General features: G+C 45.1%; 25 protein-coding genes and 1 pseudogene. 15 read left to right on the forward strand and 11 right to left on the reverse strand.

All coding sequences use genetic code 11. The features are described from left to right. Positions 1–26 precede the first annotated feature (26 nt). From BMW65_RS13485 to BMW65_RS13505, 5 genes are all read right to left on the reverse strand, one after another. Positions 27–584, reverse strand: coding sequence for an ExbD/TolR family protein (locus BMW65_RS13485; RefSeq protein WP_245747636.1), 558 nt, complete (start codon positions 582–584; stop codon positions 27–29). A 139-nt stretch (positions 585–723) separates the two neighbouring features. After that, complete coding sequence (locus BMW65_RS13490) at positions 724–912, reverse strand: hypothetical protein (protein WP_090606136.1); 189 nt, start codon at positions 910–912, stop codon at positions 724–726. A gap of 23 nt (positions 913–935) precedes the next feature. Further along, complete coding sequence (locus BMW65_RS13495; RefSeq protein ID WP_090606138.1) at positions 936–1427, reverse strand: DUF4943 family protein; 492 nt, start codon at positions 1425–1427, stop codon at positions 936–938. 93 nt (positions 1428–1520) lie between these two features. Beyond that, the gene (locus BMW65_RS13500) at positions 1521–1931 is read right to left on the reverse strand and encodes a hypothetical protein (RefSeq protein WP_143053882.1); all 411 of its coding nucleotides are present in this window, start codon (positions 1929–1931) and stop codon (positions 1521–1523) included. 31 nt (positions 1932–1962) lie between these two features. Next, complete coding sequence (locus tag BMW65_RS13505; protein WP_090606141.1) at positions 1963–2319, reverse strand: hypothetical protein; 357 nt, start codon at positions 2317–2319, stop codon at positions 1963–1965. Between the two features lie 302 nt (positions 2320–2621). Between BMW65_RS13505 and BMW65_RS13510 the strand changes: the two genes are divergently transcribed. Together BMW65_RS13510 and BMW65_RS13515 are read left to right on the forward strand one after the other, a co-directional pair. Continuing rightward, positions 2622–2846: a hypothetical protein gene (locus BMW65_RS13510; protein WP_090606142.1), complete on the forward strand. Its 225-nt coding sequence runs from the start codon at positions 2622–2624 to the stop codon at positions 2844–2846. A gap of 145 nt (positions 2847–2991) precedes the next feature. Then, the gene (locus BMW65_RS13515) at positions 2992–3435 is read left to right on the forward strand and encodes an acyltransferase (RefSeq protein WP_090606144.1); all 444 of its coding nucleotides are present in this window, start codon (positions 2992–2994) and stop codon (positions 3433–3435) included. A gap of 124 nt (positions 3436–3559) precedes the next feature. On the opposite strand, the gene BMW65_RS13520 is transcribed toward BMW65_RS13515, so the two are convergent. Further along, complete coding sequence (locus BMW65_RS13520; protein WP_090606145.1) at positions 3560–4519, reverse strand: hypothetical protein; 960 nt, start codon at positions 4517–4519, stop codon at positions 3560–3562. A gap of 165 nt (positions 4520–4684) precedes the next feature. On the opposite strand from BMW65_RS13520, the gene BMW65_RS24195 reads away from it, so the two are divergent. The 4 genes from BMW65_RS24195 (at position 4685) to BMW65_RS13535 (ending at position 7103) form a co-directional block, all read left to right on the forward strand. Then, positions 4685–4855: a hypothetical protein gene (locus tag BMW65_RS24195; protein WP_177181123.1), complete on the forward strand. Its 171-nt coding sequence runs from the start codon at positions 4685–4687 to the stop codon at positions 4853–4855. A 531-nt stretch (positions 4856–5386) separates the two neighbouring features. Further along, positions 5387–6202 carry an RpnC/YadD family protein gene (locus tag BMW65_RS24565; protein ID WP_090606147.1) on the forward strand — a complete coding sequence of 272 codons (816 nt, stop codon included), beginning with the start codon at positions 5387–5389 and terminating at the stop codon, positions 6200–6202. Positions 6203–6603: 401 nt separating this feature from the next. Next, complete coding sequence (locus BMW65_RS13530) at positions 6604–6810, forward strand: DUF2683 family protein (RefSeq protein ID WP_090606148.1); 207 nt, start codon at positions 6604–6606, stop codon at positions 6808–6810. A 2-nt stretch (positions 6811–6812) separates the two neighbouring features. Beyond that, the gene (locus tag BMW65_RS13535) at positions 6813–7103 is read left to right on the forward strand and encodes a type II toxin-antitoxin system RelE/ParE family toxin (RefSeq protein ID WP_177181124.1); all 291 of its coding nucleotides are present in this window, start codon (positions 6813–6815) and stop codon (positions 7101–7103) included. Between the two features lie 147 nt (positions 7104–7250). Here the strand turns inward: BMW65_RS13535 and BMW65_RS24200 are convergent, their stop codons facing one another. Next, positions 7251–7424: a hypothetical protein gene (locus BMW65_RS24200; RefSeq protein WP_177181125.1), complete on the reverse strand. Its 174-nt coding sequence runs from the start codon at positions 7422–7424 to the stop codon at positions 7251–7253. Between the two features lie 64 nt (positions 7425–7488). Here BMW65_RS24200 and BMW65_RS24570 point away from each other — a divergent pair. Together BMW65_RS24570 and BMW65_RS24575 are read left to right on the forward strand one after the other, a co-directional pair. After that, a pseudogene (locus tag BMW65_RS24570) lies at positions 7489–7613 on the forward strand (very short patch repair endonuclease); the annotation flags it as partial. Positions 7614–7764: 151 nt separating this feature from the next. Then, entirely contained in the window at positions 7765–7902 is a 138-nt protein-coding gene (locus tag BMW65_RS24575; RefSeq protein ID WP_245747652.1) for a PDDEXK family nuclease, read from the forward strand. Between the two features lie 7 nt (positions 7903–7909). Here the strand turns inward: BMW65_RS24575 and BMW65_RS13545 are convergent, their stop codons facing one another. Together BMW65_RS13545 and BMW65_RS13550 are read right to left on the reverse strand one after the other, a co-directional pair. Beyond that, positions 7910–8176, reverse strand: coding sequence for a hypothetical protein (locus BMW65_RS13545; RefSeq protein WP_090606151.1), 267 nt, complete (start codon positions 8174–8176; stop codon positions 7910–7912). Then, the gene (locus BMW65_RS13550; RefSeq protein WP_177181126.1) at positions 8173–9264 is read right to left on the reverse strand and encodes a hypothetical protein; all 1092 of its coding nucleotides are present in this window, start codon (positions 9262–9264) and stop codon (positions 8173–8175) included. The genes BMW65_RS13545 and BMW65_RS13550 overlap by 4 nt, the downstream gene beginning before the upstream one ends. A 92-nt stretch (positions 9265–9356) precedes the next feature. Between BMW65_RS13550 and BMW65_RS13555 the strand changes: the two genes are divergently transcribed. The 5 genes from BMW65_RS13555 (at position 9357) to BMW65_RS13570 (ending at position 14460) form a co-directional block, all read left to right on the forward strand. After that, on the forward strand, positions 9357–9575 hold the full coding sequence (locus BMW65_RS13555) for a helix-turn-helix domain-containing protein (RefSeq protein ID WP_090606154.1): 219 nt from the start codon (positions 9357–9359) through the stop codon (positions 9573–9575). 60 nt (positions 9576–9635) lie between these two features. Next, entirely contained in the window at positions 9636–11615 is a 1980-nt protein-coding gene (locus tag BMW65_RS13560; protein WP_090606156.1) for a DUF2075 domain-containing protein, read from the forward strand. A 215-nt stretch (positions 11616–11830) separates the two neighbouring features. Beyond that, on the forward strand, positions 11831–13342 hold the full coding sequence (locus BMW65_RS13565; protein WP_090606157.1) for a hypothetical protein: 1512 nt from the start codon (positions 11831–11833) through the stop codon (positions 13340–13342). An 8-nt stretch (positions 13343–13350) separates the two neighbouring features. Continuing rightward, complete coding sequence (locus tag BMW65_RS24205) at positions 13351–13560, forward strand: hypothetical protein (protein ID WP_177181127.1); 210 nt, start codon at positions 13351–13353, stop codon at positions 13558–13560. Positions 13561–13860: 300 nt separating this feature from the next. After that, entirely contained in the window at positions 13861–14460 is a 600-nt protein-coding gene (locus tag BMW65_RS13570; RefSeq protein WP_090606159.1) for a hypothetical protein, read from the forward strand. 48 nt (positions 14461–14508) lie between these two features. Here the strand turns inward: BMW65_RS13570 and BMW65_RS13575 are convergent, their stop codons facing one another. Beyond that, positions 14509–15360: a hypothetical protein gene (locus BMW65_RS13575; RefSeq protein WP_090606160.1), complete on the reverse strand. Its 852-nt coding sequence runs from the start codon at positions 15358–15360 to the stop codon at positions 14509–14511. Positions 15361–15852: 492 nt separating this feature from the next. Here BMW65_RS13575 and BMW65_RS13580 point away from each other — a divergent pair, with 492 nt between their 5' ends. Together BMW65_RS13580 and BMW65_RS13585 are read left to right on the forward strand one after the other, a co-directional pair. Beyond that, positions 15853–16194, forward strand: a complete 342-nt coding sequence (locus BMW65_RS13580; protein ID WP_090606161.1) for a hypothetical protein — start codon at positions 15853–15855, stop codon at positions 16192–16194. After that, complete coding sequence (locus BMW65_RS13585) at positions 16131–16754, forward strand: HNH endonuclease (protein WP_143053883.1); 624 nt, start codon at positions 16131–16133, stop codon at positions 16752–16754. The genes BMW65_RS13580 and BMW65_RS13585 overlap by 64 nt, the downstream gene beginning before the upstream one ends. 78 nt (positions 16755–16832) lie before the next feature. Here the strand turns inward: BMW65_RS13585 and BMW65_RS24210 are convergent, their stop codons facing one another. Beyond that, the gene (locus BMW65_RS24210) at positions 16833–16973 is read right to left on the reverse strand and encodes a hypothetical protein (RefSeq protein WP_177181128.1); all 141 of its coding nucleotides are present in this window, start codon (positions 16971–16973) and stop codon (positions 16833–16835) included. Between the last annotated feature and the right edge of the window lies 1 nt (position 16974).

The following is a 16974-nucleotide window of genomic DNA, read 5'->3' on the forward strand; positions in this document are numbered from 1 at the left end:
GCGTCAGTTATGCAAATCACCCAATTTCAGTTTCCGGTCTTCATCCCAATAACAGCCTCTTCTGCCGGACTTATCTTTCCAATCATGTATTGCCTTATGCCGCAAATCTTCATCTCATCCAAAGCGTCCACCAAACTGGCATAAGCCGACCTATCACTGGGCCGTATCACCACTATCATCCCTTTGCCCTGCTCTCCGGTTATCTGCGCGATTTCGTTTTTTTTCTCCAGCAATATTGTACGGATCCCATCTTTACCCATCACGGTTGAATGTGGTCCGGCAAGCGGCTTGTCCAGCAAACCCCAATACCAATCCACGCGTTTGCCCTCACCCAACAACAGCGTGACGGTCCTGTTATCCGCTAACGGCGAGAAATCACTTGTATCGGTGATGTCGGGCATAGCCACGTCCAGCGCCTGTTGCTTGTTGATGTTAGTGGTGAGCATAAAGAAGGTGATCAGCAAAAAAGCCAGATCAACCATTGCGGTGAGGTCAACCCTGGGTTGCAGCCTCCGTCCGGTATTCAATTCAGCCATGATGATAAGGTTTATATCCGTATGATGAAAATGGAAAGTGATTTCCATACGGCACCTATTATATATACACCAATTCCTTAGATGCCGCGCATCTTAGAAAGCTATGGGAAGGAATGCTTTCGTTTTTTCGAAAGCTGGCCAGCGAGCTTGGTCTATTTTTGTATATTACACACCTACTATCAACCCTTCAAATCCCCAGCAACCTATCCACCTGTTCCAGCGACTCTTTTACCGTCAGCGTATGCTCATAATATTTTGGCGCTGGGAACACAATCACTGTGTGCGCACCCTTTCCGTAATAATACGCCACATTATCAAAGTTCACCCGTATGGGTTCCTCCGCTTTCAATTTAGTCAATCTCAGTATAGCTGCCATGCCATTGTGTTTTTAAATAATAATTATTCTGGCACTTCCGTCCCGAACCATACCAAGCCCGTCCCCTCCAGCGGATTGAGCTGCCGGAGTTGTGCTACGCTTTTTCCTTTATGTTCGGCCCACCAAGTTTGGTAGCGCGGAAGCACCTCGCCGAGCGAAACCTTTCGCTCTCGATCGTTTGCATCGACGACCAGTACACCCCTGGCGGGGTAGTTTCCAGGGCTACGGATCACCTCTATGGCGTAAAGCATGACCAGCCCAACTTCTTTCTGGCCGGGATAATAAGACAATATCGGTGACCAGGGAAACCGGCTGACCAACTGTTCGTCGGAAGCGTGGCTTAATAGCGCATCGATATGTTCGAATCCGAATGCAGGCAACTCCTGAGAACCCTCATACCTGTTTGCCTTCACCTCCTTTACAAATTGACTGACGATTTCGGGATCCGCCGTGCTAGTTTTCTTGCACGAACCGGCTGCCACCATAAGCATTGCTATATATATTATGTATTTCATTTACGAATATTTAGTATCCACGTAATCTTAGATTAGGTATCATGAATTGCGACACCTCGTTACATATTCATCAAACAACTCATCTATTCCTCGTCATCGCACAGTTACCCCACTTGCGTCCAATACCCGTGGTGCGGCGTATGGTTTCAGGCTAAAGGATAAGCTTTTCCAAGCAGTTCCGTTAACGCCCTTTAAAACATACTTGCCGGCCTTTTTGGTTATTGTGAAACTGAATTCTGCAAGAGAGCCATCCGCTGCTGCGGTGTTACCTTCATCAAAGCTTGCCATTCCAAATTGGTTAACCATGGCTGCATCACCGTGGGTGGGCTTGGTGAATGAAAGCTCCTTCCAAGCGCAACCATGCTGGCAAATTAACGTTGTGACTTTACCATCTTCCGATATTTCGATTTTGAAGTCTTTTTTGCTTTCATAACTTGCTGACCAGAGACTTATTGCCAATAGCGGTGTAGATAGCCAAAGTTTTTTGATTAATGTTCTTTTCACGAGTTTATCTTTTTAGGTATGTTATTATCTATTATTTATCTATATATTTAATGGCTTCCGCCTTTTGGTAGCGCGTGATGTCATCCGTACCTACGTATTCAAATCCCAAAATGATCACCCCATCTGCCCCCACTTCTTTGCCTTTTCCGATGATCTGTTGTTTAGCCCTTTCATCAGCATTCACTCCCGTTGATTTTTCGGAAAGGTGTCCTATCACCTTGTATTCACGCTTCACGTCGTTTACCGAATAGTATACATCTACATGTTCTGACGGCGCATAGCGATCCCCCACATATGACGTGGATGCACATGCATTCAAGGCCAGGGCCAATATCAGCGCTAATAAATGCGTATATGATTTCTTTTTTATGTAACTACCTGACGCCATGTGTATCTTTCTATCTTAGTTCGATCGTAAAGATATAAAAAAACAGCACATTTTGCAGATTAAGCGCTGCTTGTCAGCGATTAGTTGGCTATTCGCCGATGCATATTTGTATCCACCGGACTCCTGCCGCCAATAGCGTATCCTTAAGACCACGTTGTTGAACGCCGGTCCGAGAGGGATAGTTCGTTGCTTGTCCTCGACGGTGTAACTTCCCCAAAACGGCTTCCCGAATCATATGCAAATCAGATGTGAGTTTTCTGTTGGCAGCCGGGTCGGTTTTGAAATGAAACAAATTTTACGCTATGGGGAGGGCTTTGCTCTTTCCAAAGGGCAACGCCGACTCGTATGAGGTCACGGAAAGCATCGTACAGGCCATAGACCGGGAGGAAGCTCTGGTCAGCGAAAAGCAAAAAAGAATCAATCAGTTGCAAATCATCGCACAATTACGTAAGTTTCGCCTGAATTACAGATTTTCAAAGGTAGGCGAGAGCTCGCATAAATTGGCAGTCGATTCTGCCAATTTCTAGCTCGGTTTACACCCACAATTGGAGAAAGCCATGTTGAAAGTGGTGAGGCAAAAGGGATAGAAAAAGAACGAGCGAAAGCCGAGAAATTGGCCGAGAAGCGCAAAATAGCGAGCTTTCATTTAATGCTGAAGCTTATTTTTAAATAATGACCTTATCCGAGTATGTAAAAAAAAGAAACGGTGTTCCGTTTGGGCATCCCAGTTCGCTTCGTAATAATTTATACCGATCACTGGGAGCGAAAAATTTTTCGGCTTTCTGGAATTTTTGGAATCCGGTGTTCAGCTATTACCTCGGAACAAAAATATTCCGTCCGTTAAAAATGGTTTTACCGGCAGCCGTTTCTTTACTCCTGACTTTTATGATTTGCGGACTTGTTCACGATCTGGTAACCTCTTTGGTCAGAGGAAAGATTTCCCTGTTCTTTGCCGTTTGGTTTTTGTTAATGGGATTGGTTGTTTTAGTTACTAAAAAATTCCATTACGATTTATCACTTCATAATTGGGTTTTCAGGGCTTCGGTAAATATCATCATCATAGGCTTCTGCTTTTTTCTGGCGCACAGCCTGAACACTATACTTAATTTTTATTAAAATCGCATCTATAATATCGGTACAATGAAACAATAAATTCATTCAAACTCATCGGACTTCAATCACAAGGAAAAACGAAAACGGCTTGTTTTCCTATTTCATCGGTTGTAATAGAAGACGAGACCTAAGTACTTTTGCCCCAACCCTCTTTTTGTTTTTCAGAAATGTTAAACAGTTTGTCCATCAACTCGGACTTCTCTACTTCCAGCTCGTTGAAAATTTGTCCCGACACCCTGATCTCATGGAGCTTTACCAAGCCGAACCACACCGCAAAACATTCAAAAAAACGTGTGTTGTATGTGTACCGCAGCCAGTCTATCTGTGCCGGGTATATCGGGTCCGCCACGTCTTCCCATCGTTCCTTCTCAAATGCCGCCATCCATTTTTCAAAATAGAATTCGGTATTGAGCCGTTTGTGCCCATTTTTCAGCAGCAAGTAGAGCGAATACGCCCAGCCCAGGTTTCCGCAAGTGCCACCATCCTCCAAGCGATACAGGTTGCGCCAGTCAAAGCGCAACGTAAAAAATGTCAGGATATGCAGTAGGCGTTCGCTATCGGGCTTTGTGAGATATTGCTCACCATTTTTTGTAAGCGATAGTTTGTTGTCGCGTTTCTTTACCAGTCCCTCGACCAGCAGGTGATCCTTCAGCGGCCATATATACGGCACGTTGTCTTCCGTATATTTTTTGACGTGGTCCATATACTTCCATCTGATTAGGCCCCGTTGCACGAGGGAAGTGCACACCGAAACAGGTAGATTGCCTTTGGCAGTCAATTTGAGATTTCCCGCCTTTCTGATTTCGCCCAGCAGCATATCCGATAATCCAAGCATCGGCACCGAGGCCACGGTTTCTTCATTGGATGCCGCTTTTAGTTGCACGATGCTTTCCGGCCCGAGCGGAGCGGATATCAGCGCCTGCATCTGCACGGGACTCAGCCCATCGAAATCTTTCAGCGGCTCGTTGTTTCGCTGAAGCATATATTTTGCCATCAGACGATTGATCTCGTCCAAGGATAACCTACCGCTCTTTACTTGGGGATATTGCTTAATAAAGCCTTCCCATATTTCATTTGCAATGCCCATCCTGCGAAGATAGCGGATTTCCGAAAGTACTATCTAACGACCGCTCACGCGTCAATTCGTGTCATTCACGTAAAATATATACGATTTTACGTAAAATTCTTTGCCATACCAATTTTATTGCCTAAAATTTCCTGATTACGACAAACAACTTAAATACCTTGACTTATGAAAACACCATCAACACTTACCTTGCTAACAACGCTTGATACGCCGGTACAAATAAGCATTTTCGACTTGCTTTTCGTTATGCCCGTTCTGAGCAAACCACAACAATTACAGGTTTACAACAAATACAGTATAGGCTATGGGAAGCCTGATGATGATAGCCCCCAATGATATCTTGTTGGTGGTTCAAAAGGGAGCCGTCTATACAATTTTTACTGAAAAAGGCCTGTTTTCAAGCCAGCGATAACTCCCCTAAGCGTCCTATGCCCCATACATGCGTTCAATTTCAAAAGCCACGCTGCCTGGCGTAAGGGGATGAACCCAGACGAGATAACGGAAAAAGTTTATACAAAAGGATTAAAAATAAATGTTCGGGAATAGCGAACACCAGCCCCGCTTTCTTGAACCGTTTTTGTGCTACTTCCCCACATTGGTGGGACAAACCCACTTATTGGGATGGCTCTCCCACTTTTGCCCACCTACGTGTTTGCAAATCCTTCGTATGCCAATGAGCGCATGTTTTTAGGATCAATGCCCAACAACCTCCAGTAATCTTCTAAGCTATCACTGCCTTTGGCGAAATGGAATTGCAGTGCTTCATATTGCAAGCGGCAAAATAGTTGCATATAATGCGGGTAAAAACCGCCTCGGCAAAGGCTAAATTATTTAGCTTGTTTGTTTTCTATTCCTTATATTTGCCGCATGCCTAATGAAAAGAACAAGATCGCCGAAACCGCGCTCTACGATAAGCTATTCCGTGAAATATCGCCTATTTTCCTTACCGTCTTTGTCGAAAAGGTATTGTGCCTGGATATTGTCGAGTACGCGGAGCTGAAGGATAAGTTGCAGATGACACGCCAGAAGGAAACCGATACATTGCGCAAAGTGACCAACAGGAACGGCGATACTTTTATCCTGCATCTTGAAATCCAGCGGAAGAACGAATCCAATATGGCCATACAGATGGCCGATTACTGGATACTGCTGCATCAGCTATACAAATTGCCTATCCGGCAATACGTCCTGTACATCGGGCCGGAGCGGATGAATATGCCGGACAGGCTGGACTTGCCCAATTTCAATTTCCGGTATACGCTGATGTCCTTTTCCGATTTGCCCTATGACCTGTTCATCAACGCGGAGCGGACGGAAATTAAGATGCTGGCCATACTTGGCAACCTGGGCAACGCCGACTCGTATGAGGTCACGGAGAGCATCGTACGGGCCATAGACCGGGAGAAAGCGCCGGTCAGCGAAAAGCAAAAAAGAATCAATCAGTTGCGAATATTGGTTCAATTACGTAAATTTGAATCACAATTTCAGATAGCTATGTCAAAAGCAGCGACATTTTTCAAGAAAGAAAGGGATCCATTTTACAAAATGGGAGCACAGAAAGAACGAGCAAAAGCTGAGGCTGAGAAGCGCAAAATAGCATTGGAGTTTAAAAACCTTGGGGTATCCGTTGCGGATATAGCCAAAGGCACCGGTCTCTCCATTGAGGAGGTAGAGAAACTATAGTCTTTTATTCTCTTCATAAGATATTCGAAGGACCCGTCAAACGCGGGTCTTTTTTTCACACACCCATCCCCGCCATTCACGTAAAATATATGCCATTTCTCGTAAAATTCTTTGCGACACGAATCTATTTCGTAAGGCCAGGCTGCTACCTCATAGCAGGTCAGCAAGCTTGATAACGCGTCTCCGGAGCGGATCAACAGTTTGCCAGATTCGCTCGGCACTTATCCCTCAAAGGAGATTGCGTCTCGCCTGGGCAATCCGAATCACACCCCACCATTCCTTGTGATTCGGAATTCTCCTTCAGCCGCTGCGTTTTGTGACGAACAGCAACTGCCCGGAATATACACCATTTGATTTTATGGATCGATATATGTAACTTTGTTAGCAAGTACTTTTTAGTGATGACTACATTGACAGTCCATATCGAAAACAAAAAATCCGAAAAGGCCGTTAAAGCTGTTTTGGATGCTTTAGGGGTCAAATATGAACTCGAAGAGTCCGTCACTTTTCCAGAGTATGTCATAGCTGGTGTGCGTAAAGCGCAAGAAGACGTAAAAGCAGGCCGAGTTAAAAAATACGAAGGCCTCAATGCGCTCCTAAACCAATAATTGTGGGATTATCTGTACAGTATGCCGAAACCTTTGAATCAACCTTTAAGGCGCTTACTGACTTTTTAAGAGAAAATTGGGGTGACAAAGTGGTGACAGACTTTGTTGAAGAAACCGAAAAAGTGATTGACCTTATCACAAATTTTCCTCGGATGTATAAAGCTAGTTCTTTTGACCAAAACGTTCGCGTAGCCCCAATTAACAAATTAAGTTCTTTATTTTACGAAGTTACAGATAAACATATCACGCTATTGCATATTATTGATACCCGTCAGGAGCCTTTTTGGTTATAGTCACATCCTCGCTTTCTCCACTTTAGCGAATTAGGTTGTTAAATCAGCAAGCCGGATGGCAGCTTCACGGGTGTCCAGCGTAATAGGCAATAGGTTTGCGAGTCTCAATTCAAGAGTAATTCGCATAACTTCTCAATTATTTTGCAGTTACCAGTTTTTCAAGTTCGGCGTAGGGTTTGGTGAATTTCCTGCTACTTCAAAAGGTTGTGTGCTCACCAATGCCCTGCTCCCACCAGCCCCATATAAACCCGCTTTTTCGCCCGTTTTTGTGCTACTTCCCCACAGTGGTGGGACAAACCCGCTGATTCTTGGGATGGGCAAGATACAAATCGCTATCTTTACCCCTATGCCACATCTCCCCACAACGCCGCAGCGCTCGTACATCATGAGCCGAATCCGCTCCAAGGACACCAAGCCGGAGTTGTTGCTGCGCAAGGCGCTTTGGGCAAAGGGCATCCGCTACCGCTCGTATACAAAAGACCTACCCGGCAAGCCAGATATCGTCATCCGGAATATCGGCTTGTCATTTTCGTAGATGGGGAGTTTTGGCATGGCCATCAATGGGAAAAGACCAAAGGCATCATCAAGAGTAATCGCGACTTCTGGATTCCCAAGATAGCGCGCAATATCCAGCGCGATAAGGAAAACAACGCTGCACTTATTGCGATGGGTTGGTTATACCGTATTCCGCTTCTGGGGCGAGGATGTACGGAAGAACCTACAGAAATGCATCAACCAAATAACGCTTTACATCGAAACAGCCGGAGAGGGGCGTGTGCCTTATCCGGCGGATTATTGATCCCAAACTACCACTTACAATAGAACAGTGCCCCTCTCTCCACAGCTTTCACGATCCTGGTATCCTTCGCTAAAGCGTCATCGTCCAAATCTTCCTGTTCAGTATCATCACACATATTATAGACGCCAAACGTATCCGTTTCGGAGTCATACCCAATGCGTTTGTAACTTTTTGCTAAGCCTCCAGCCAACATCATGCAAAAATCCACGTATTCCCCTGTCTCACGGTAGGCAAGTATTTTCAATTCCGCTATTGAAGTAACCCTTTCCATCATCCACCGTTTTTTATGCGTTTCTTCAATACCCGTTCATACAAATCATCCGCTGCACGTTTCACCTGTTTCGCCAGCCCCTCCCCTTCGTAAGGCACCTCATAGTCGGGCACCGTGGCCAGCATATCCCCGAGCTTATTATGCACCTTATGCAGGTCACTGTTTATTGGGAACTTTTGCTGCACGGCCATCTGATAAGCCCGCTCCAACCAACCGTGTTCATCAAGGTAGCGCATGGCCTCATCGCTCTCCACTACCCTGCCGAGTTTCCGGATATCTGAGTCTACATAAGACAGCGCCGGACGCAAACCTTTTTCCTTATTGCCATGCAGCCAATTAAGCAGACGGCCAACATTTGCCAGATTCAGCGCCGCAGCAGCAAAACCGTCCAAGCTCTCCATGCCGACAAAGCGCTGGATGCGCTCATCCTGCAACGTTTTCGCCAACAACGAATAATAGATTGTTTTCCGTTCCATCTGCCGCCGGTTCCATATCCCTGCTTTTTCAGCTGCTGCGATCAGCCTATAAGGGGTCATAAATCTATTGAATTCCCACCTCCCTATTCCCAAGTAATTTGCCACTTGATAATCTGATACCAAGTAACTGTCCGTCACCCGATGAAAAAATGAAGCCCTGGTATAACTATCCCAATTTTCCGTACCCATGCCATGCCGCTGCGCCAAAAGCGGCCACACCAATTGCCGGTCAGCTACGATGATGACCGGAATCTGCGTTAAACTTTCCAGCAATTCCGACGTAGGTTTATGCAGCCAATCTGGATAATAGTGTGCATAACGCTCATGGTCTAAAATCGCGCGCACGGCGGCCAGCCGGCGATTTCCATCAAGCACGGTATAACGCGAACCTGTGGGAACGACTAACAGCGGCTCCGCTTCGAAATACGCTCCCGAGACAATGGCCGCTATCAGGCTTCTTATACCATGCATCTCGCATAGCACGGTAAACGGGTCAAACGGCTCTGTTGTACGCTCACTTCTCCAAGAAGTGAAACGCTGATTGTCCTTGTCAAAGTCAAGCAAATGCGTGCCCACATAGCGGTTTGGTAATCGGTCAAAAAGTTTGGTCATCACGGTATAAAAGGTTTCATTAGTAATGCGCGACAAATTTAAAAAATTCACTTAAAGTCTAATAGACTATAGTCGAATTGTTGGGAACTTTAGGGATGGATATAAAAACCAAAGTAGGAGCAAGATTACGAGACGTCCGATTGACAAAAAAACTAACCCAAGAGAAAGTTTCTTTCGACTCCGACATTGATAAGTCATACATCAGTGAGGTAGAAAACGGGAGGCGCAATATTTCAATCGTAAACCTTGAAAAGCTCGCCGTTACACTGGGCATTTCATTAAAGGACTTTTTTAATACCGCTGATTTTTCCTAAAGCCATGCCAATTTCCAAACCCCGAAGACGACCGGAGCAATCATCACATTAAAACCATCCATGACTCGCGCATACTATTCCGACACGATCGCTGGTTTTTTGCAGACGTCTGATGAAGCCTTACTTGGCCATCTGACCCAGCAAACTACGTTTAATGTAGAGCTTACTCAGCGCGGAGCGTGGCAGCAGCAAATCCGTATCCTCAAAGCAGTGTTGGTCGCCTATCCTACCGGCCATTTATTTCTCGAATATGATATTCCCCGTATGGGGCGGCGTATCGATGCGGTAATTATCATCGCCAACGCTGTATTGGTCATTGAGTTTAAAGTAGGCGATACCGCTTTTCATAGGTATGCCATTGATCAAGTGTGGGACTATGCCCTTGATCTCAAAAACTTCCACAGGCCCAGTCACAAAGTTTTTATTGCGCCTATCTTGGTAGCTACTGCTGCACCGGAGGCGCTTCTTGCCATCAGTACCAGCCTTCACAATGATAACGTCTTGACCCCTATTTGGTGCAATAAAGTGCAGCTGCCACAAGCCATCGAGCAAGCGCTGTTTTTTGCAGAAGGGGCCAACATCGATCCGCAAGCTTGGGCCAGCGGGCCTTACTCCCCTACGCCTACCATCATCGAAGCCGCAGCCGCGCTGTATGCCAACCATACTGTTGCAGACATCACCCGCCGTGGTGCTGAAGAAGAAAATCTTAATGAGACGAGCATGGCCGTTAGCGAGGTTATCAGCCAGGCCAAACAACTGGGCAAAAAGGCCCTTTGCTTTGTCACCGGCGTGCCAGGTGCGGGCAAAACGTTGGTGGGGCTCAATATCGTTACACAACATCTCGATAGCGAAAGCAGCACCTCCAGCGTATTCCTTTCCGGCAATGGCCCATTGGTAGCCGTCTTGCGCGAGGCGCTCACACGCGATAAAGTACGGCGAGGACGCGAAGCAGGCCACAAAATAAGCAAATCAAAAGCAGGCCGTGAGGTAAAGCTTTTTATTCAAAATGTACATCACTTCCGAGATGATTGCTTAGCCGACCCCAACCCACCGCATGATCACGTGGCCATATTCGACGAAGCACAGCGCGCTTGGGACCATCGGCAGACCGCCAGCTTCATGGCGCGCAAAAAGAACCAGCCCAACTTTGCTCATTCCGAGTCAGCATTTCTCATTTCGTGTTTAGACCGGCATCCCGACTGGGCTGTCATCGTCTGCTTGGTAGGCGGCGGCCAAGAGATCAATACCGGCGAGGCAGGTATTAGTGAGTGGATTGTGTCGCTCAATCGTTCATTCCCCCATTGGGAAGTATACGTATCCGACCAATTGACCGATAGCGAGTATGCCGCGGGCGATGCCTTACGCTTACTCGCCCAGTATCAAGCAAAGGTGCATTACAAGCCGGAGCTACACCTATCGGTATCCATGCGGTCTTATCGGGCCGAGTACCTGTCGCTCATGGTCAAGCAGCTGTTGGATCTACAGCCTGAAGCTGCCCGAGCTACTTGGCAGCATATCAAAGACAATTACCCCATTGTGCTCACGCGCGATGCGCAAAAGGCCAAGCAGTGGCTCAAGCAACGGGCACGAGGCAATGAACGGTACGGTATCGTGGTATCGTCGCAAGCTTACCGACTAAGACCTTACGCAATCGATGTGCGCGTACCGATAGACCCTGTCCATTGGTTTCTGGATGATAAGGATGACGTCCGTTCGTCGTATTATTTAGAAGACGTCGCTACCGAGTTTCAGGTACAGGGCTTAGAGCTGGATTGGGCTTGCGTTACGTGGGATGCGGATTTTAGGCATCACGCCGATGGGTGGCAGACCTTCGCTTTCAAGGGTAGCCGCTGGGAGCGTGTGCTCAAAGCTGAACGCAAGCAATACCTCAAAAATGCGTATCGCGTGTTGCTTACTCGCGCACGCCAAGGCATGGTCATCGTGGTACCAAAAGGTGACCCGGAAGACCATACACGGAGCGAAGCGTTTTATGATGGTACGTATGAATATTTGAAAGGAATCGGTTTCCCTGCATTATGAGAGCGTCGTTTTAGTTCTTGCCGAGTTATTTAACCATTTTTATAGATTCCTTTTATCGCCGTGTACATAGCTATATCCTTTAAGCAAAAATAAATTAAGATAAGCTATATAAGGAATCGGCCTATAAAATACCCATTTCTAGGTATTGTAAAAACCACTATACAGCCCTACCTTTATTTATAGTTTGTAGTTACCATCTAAACTAATTATCCGAAATGGTTAGACCTAAGCGATTCTCCACTAATATTTTATCAATAATCTTCTTTACACAATTTTGCTACAAGACGTCAAATGCGCAAATAAATCCTACACAGATTTCAAGCAGAATCGACTCGCTTATCTTTCTTCATTTAAAATCATCTCAACAAGCTGATGATTTACTTATTGAACGGAAGAATGATGATAAAACCTTTACTAGGCCGACTTATAAGAAATACATAGAAGAGAAACTAACCTATCTGACTTATGATCGAGGAACATTTCCCATAGGAACATCAGCTAGCTTAAATATCAAAGAAAACCAAACCATTTTAGATTTATCTATAGCAAGAAAATTTCAGAATGAAGACATATTAAAAAGATTATTAGTGTTAAGTTTTGGTCTGCAATCAACATTTGGTAATGGGGTCAGCAATCTATTTAGTGGTAGCGATGTTAATTCAGGCACCGTTTTTTCCTTGTCTTTTGCACTTTTCCCCAGAACAGCAACATATAAAAAGGTTTTGTCTGGATTTACTCCTCCTCATGGCGAGTTTAAAAAAGCTCGTTACGACCTATTTACCGATAGATTAGCGAAATTTAAGAACGACTTCTTCCACCAACACACTGAAAGTCTACCCCAAAAGTACCACGCAGCACTGTTGCGTTGGATCGATATTAACAAAACTCTTATCCGCTTTACTAATAAATCTGACTATACACTCATTAAGGAAAAGGAAGAAATTGAAACATTTTTTAAAAGCCACCAACTACTTGATTCAACTGCATCACATATATCGAAAACAACATATAACAAGTTTTTGAACGAACTTTACAAACTAGAAATAGAAAATCCCACATGGGAATGGGAAAAACTAACTTGGTTTAGCGGCGGTATTACTTACCGCCAGACGGCTTATTCCACTTTTGACGGGTCATTATTAATAGAAAAGCAGTTCGACGAACAACGCGCCAGCCTGATTTCAGGAACAATTACCATAAATCATTATAAAGAAAGGGTTTGGGAAGACGGTCTCTTTCGAACCCAGTATTTTAATTTCAGCTATCAACCAAATGTCACAAATAATTATGAAAAGTTAAGAAATCAGACATTTGAATCTGGGACTTTGAAAGACAGTGTTATAGGGAAAATAACCTTCTTACAAAATGAATACACGGCTAAAGACGTCACTGGCATCGAATACAAGACAAGAGTAGATCATACCCTCTCCGGAAATTATACGGCAATGTTAGGGGAAAAGAAAGCTTTTGGAGGAAATATTATTGCTAAGGCTACGTTCTCACCTATTTCTAAACCGGAATACCATTTGCATTTTGGCAGCATAATAAGGTTTATTAATAACAAATATGATCCCACCGAGAAAATTTCTGAAGCAAAGGTCAATATCGAGGTTTTCTTAGAGTTGCCTGATCTTATCGATTCGAGGGGCTCTAATACAGGCGGTTGGAAAAGGCGTATTATTGGAGTTAATACAAGTATACCATTCAAAAGATTATTATTCAAATAACGATAGCTATGAAAAAGCGTACAATCTTAAGTGTTTTCTACCCATCCGAGGGTGCCTCACTTCAATTTGCAGATGCGGAATATTTCGTGGAAGCGCGACCCAAAAAAAAGTGGCGAACAGTTGCCGGACCATTCTCAGACAGAAAATCTGCCGAAGATTTTGCAAAACAATATTGTACAGATAATAATGTGGAAACTAGGGTAGTAGTATACAACTAAACTGGGATTTAAAATCAAAAGGCACAATTTTTTGCAGAAATGGTCTGCAAACTATGCGACATGAACTCTATACCCGAAAAGTCCAAATGCAACTCGAAAGGTTGATGAGTTTAAATTTCAGGCCCAAACATCCGTTTAGCCTTGCTTTCCTGACAACTTCTTGATCATTGCTTTGTACAAAGTTATAATTTTTCTCTTTGTTATAAGTCCCCTCACTACCTGATCTTAGTCAAACAACACAAACTGTCATAATAGTGAATAACCCCATTTTTTCACTATCTTCACCAAAAGATTTTTTACATGACCTACAATCCACCATTCCATCGCATCCCCATCCTTTTGTTTATTTTTTTGCTTTATACCTTAGTCGCTATGGCCCAAGATACGGCAGCACTTGTAACACAAGTCCGACTGATGGGCACCGTCACCCAAGAGAAAAATTACGGAGCCATCGCCGATCAGACCCATACAGCACTCGTCAACGCAATGGGTGGGCGTGAAGAAATGCTGGCGTTTATTGCTGCTGGTATGGAAGACATGGCCGCCAACGGCATCCGTATTGATAGCGTCTATTTCGGCGATCCGGGCAACTTTCAACAAAACGAGGATATTGTATACGCCTTCATTCCTCAGGTGCTCGTCATGACGATTCCCCAGCCGGATCAAAAAATGATTGTTCTATCCATGTTAATGGCCATAAGCGATGACGGCGGCAACCGCTGGACATTCGTAGACGCCACGGGGCTTGACGATGCTAAACTCGAATATCTATTCCCGGATTTCCAGGGCAACGTCCCCCGCCCATTTACAGGCAAGCCAATTGTGCTTCCGGAATCGGAAGTAACATCACAACTCCAACGCATTTGGTCCATATTGCGGGATGCCGACACGCCGAAGTAACCTATACCAAGGCGTCGCGCTACGGCTTCCAGACGGAGAAATATTAAATCAGCGGAAAAAGACATTATTTTCTGTGAGCAGTAATACATTCTCTTCACAGGCCACCACTTCTGCATTAATTTCAGCGTACTTCGCCCGGCTTCCGTCAGACGGGACAGATCGGATGTTCAATTTGTAATCCATAATTGTGTTGGCGTATTCCTCGTTCTGTGCCCGCTTTGATACATGCAGTAACGGTGTCCGGCCATCTTGGCCCGCGTTCAGAAACATGTTGATGGAATAACCACTCGCATAAACGTATTGAGCGGCCGTCGCATTTACGATTTCAATGGGGATTCCCGTCTGGTTTATGATTCTCAGCTTACCCCCTGAATAGAAGCTTGTCGAATACTTCGTCTCACAGTTACCCGGCTCAATCGCCACCGCTGGCGCCTTGCTCGTAACGTAAACTATACCGACCGAATCGTTTCTCAGGAGCAACGAATCGGGATTCATGTTGTTTAAAGCGTTTTTTAAGTTTTCCGCTTGGGTAGCAAACCGTATCACAGTTTCCCTATCCACCACGTACAGTTCGTTCCTTATCATATCATATCCAAGCCCAATAGAATCCAGCTTGCTTAGTATCTCATCCTGAGATGAGATTATCTCATTGTTCAGCGCTAAAACTTCATTCCTGTGCTGTTGTTCACGGGCCGCTTTTTCATTTTCGGCATTCTTGTCTAAGTACCCTTTAAAGGCCAACAATAATAAGTTCAGTGCCAGCAGTGTAATAATAAAAATATTCCTCAGAGACCACCTTTTGCCTCCTACGCCTTTTACCGGGTAGAAGGAAAAAAAAGAAAGCGCAGTGCTTAGGATCGCCAATCCGATGATGATGGAAGTGTCGAGTTGAGATATCATGATGATTTAGGATAAGTCAGGTTCGTTATTAATAATGCTTACATTTACGGCTCTCTCCGTTGTACGGAGTTTATCTTTCGTAAAGAAACGGATAATCATTTGAAGTTGAAATACCCATTTCTGGGTATTTTCAAAAATGTTCGGTTTTTGATTTTCTATTCCTTACCAGTTTATTCATAACATTCAAAACACAGCTATGAAAGCCAATTACAGTATTAGGTCTGAAATCTTACATTTGCGAATAGGATTGGCTGCTGCTTTAGTGATTAAACGAATGCTTTCGTTTACAGGAGCCCAATGAGCTGTAGCCACTCTTGTCCTCACCAATGCTCCCGCTCCCACCAAGCCTAGGCAAACACGCTTTTTTTGAGTAGTTTTTGTATTAGTTCCCCACATTAGTGGGACAAACCCGCTTATTCTTAGGATGACTCTCCCACTTTTGCCACTTGCGGCCTAACTACAGGAAACGATACAAATCCCTATCTTTACGAAATGGATACCGCTGCCCTCCATACTTATCTCCACGCGCTCACGCACCTCAAGCGTGCACCCACGCGGTATGGTACAGCCCCGCATAAGCCCGTATTGATGCTTACGCTCATGGAGCTGGTGGAGAAAGGCATTGTCCTTGATAACCGTTTCGAAGCCAATGCCGAGTTGGTGGGCACATTTCTGGAAAACTGGCAGCTACTCGTCACTACGCCGCACCAAGCCGATTTTACCCAACCATTCTACTGCCTGCAAAGTGATAAAGCTGATGGCGAATCTTTTTGGCACCAGCAAACCAAACCCGGCTGCCAAATAAGCGCATTACCCTCTTCCAAGACCCTGTAAGCCGCACTATCCTGCAAACAGCCATACTCGATACTCACTTCCCCGAGCAAAAAGCTTATTTCCTTGCGGCTAAGCACAGCGGTGAGGGTTATCTGCACGATGTGGAGGCCTATATCCTCCAAGAACCGGAGGCACAATATAAAACCATTCGCATCGACACCGAGGAGGATGTTTTTGTACGTAATAGGCTATTTAAGCGGCACATCCTTCGGCTCTACCAAAGCACTTGCGCATTTACTGGTATGCACTTGGTCTCACGGAATGGCCACAGCTTTGTAGATGCTTGTCATATTGTGCCATTCAGCGTAGGCCATGACGACCGCATTGGCAACGGCATTGCGCTGTGTCCCAATATGCACCGTGCGTTTGACCGCGGATTGCTTAGTGTAGATGAAGATTACCGGATTACCGTGTCGCCGCATTTCACGGAGGATGAAGGGCATGATTATAGTTTGAGGAAGTTACAGGGAAATCCTATCCACTATCCGCTGGCGCAAACCTATCGGCCAACACAAGAAAACTTGAAATGGCACCGAGACAATATTTTCAGGTTAGGTTAGTCCTGTAATCTCTTAAGTCATCCAACGGCTCATTGAAGTCCCCCGGAAGCTTTATTTTACCTTCCAACAACCCAATCTTCACTTTCCCTTTCGGAGCCTTTTCAGCGCTGTCCTGTCCTGTGAGAAAAGTATCATTACTTCCGCTTTAGACTTTACCGGAGGCTCTTCGGTAAATGTTATCTTACCACTTTCATAGATTCCTTTTATCGCCGTGTACATA

It is taken from the genome of Parapedobacter koreensis (genome assembly GCF_900109365.1).
In the GTDB taxonomy this organism is placed as follows: domain Bacteria; phylum Bacteroidota; class Bacteroidia; order Sphingobacteriales; family Sphingobacteriaceae; genus Parapedobacter; species Parapedobacter koreensis.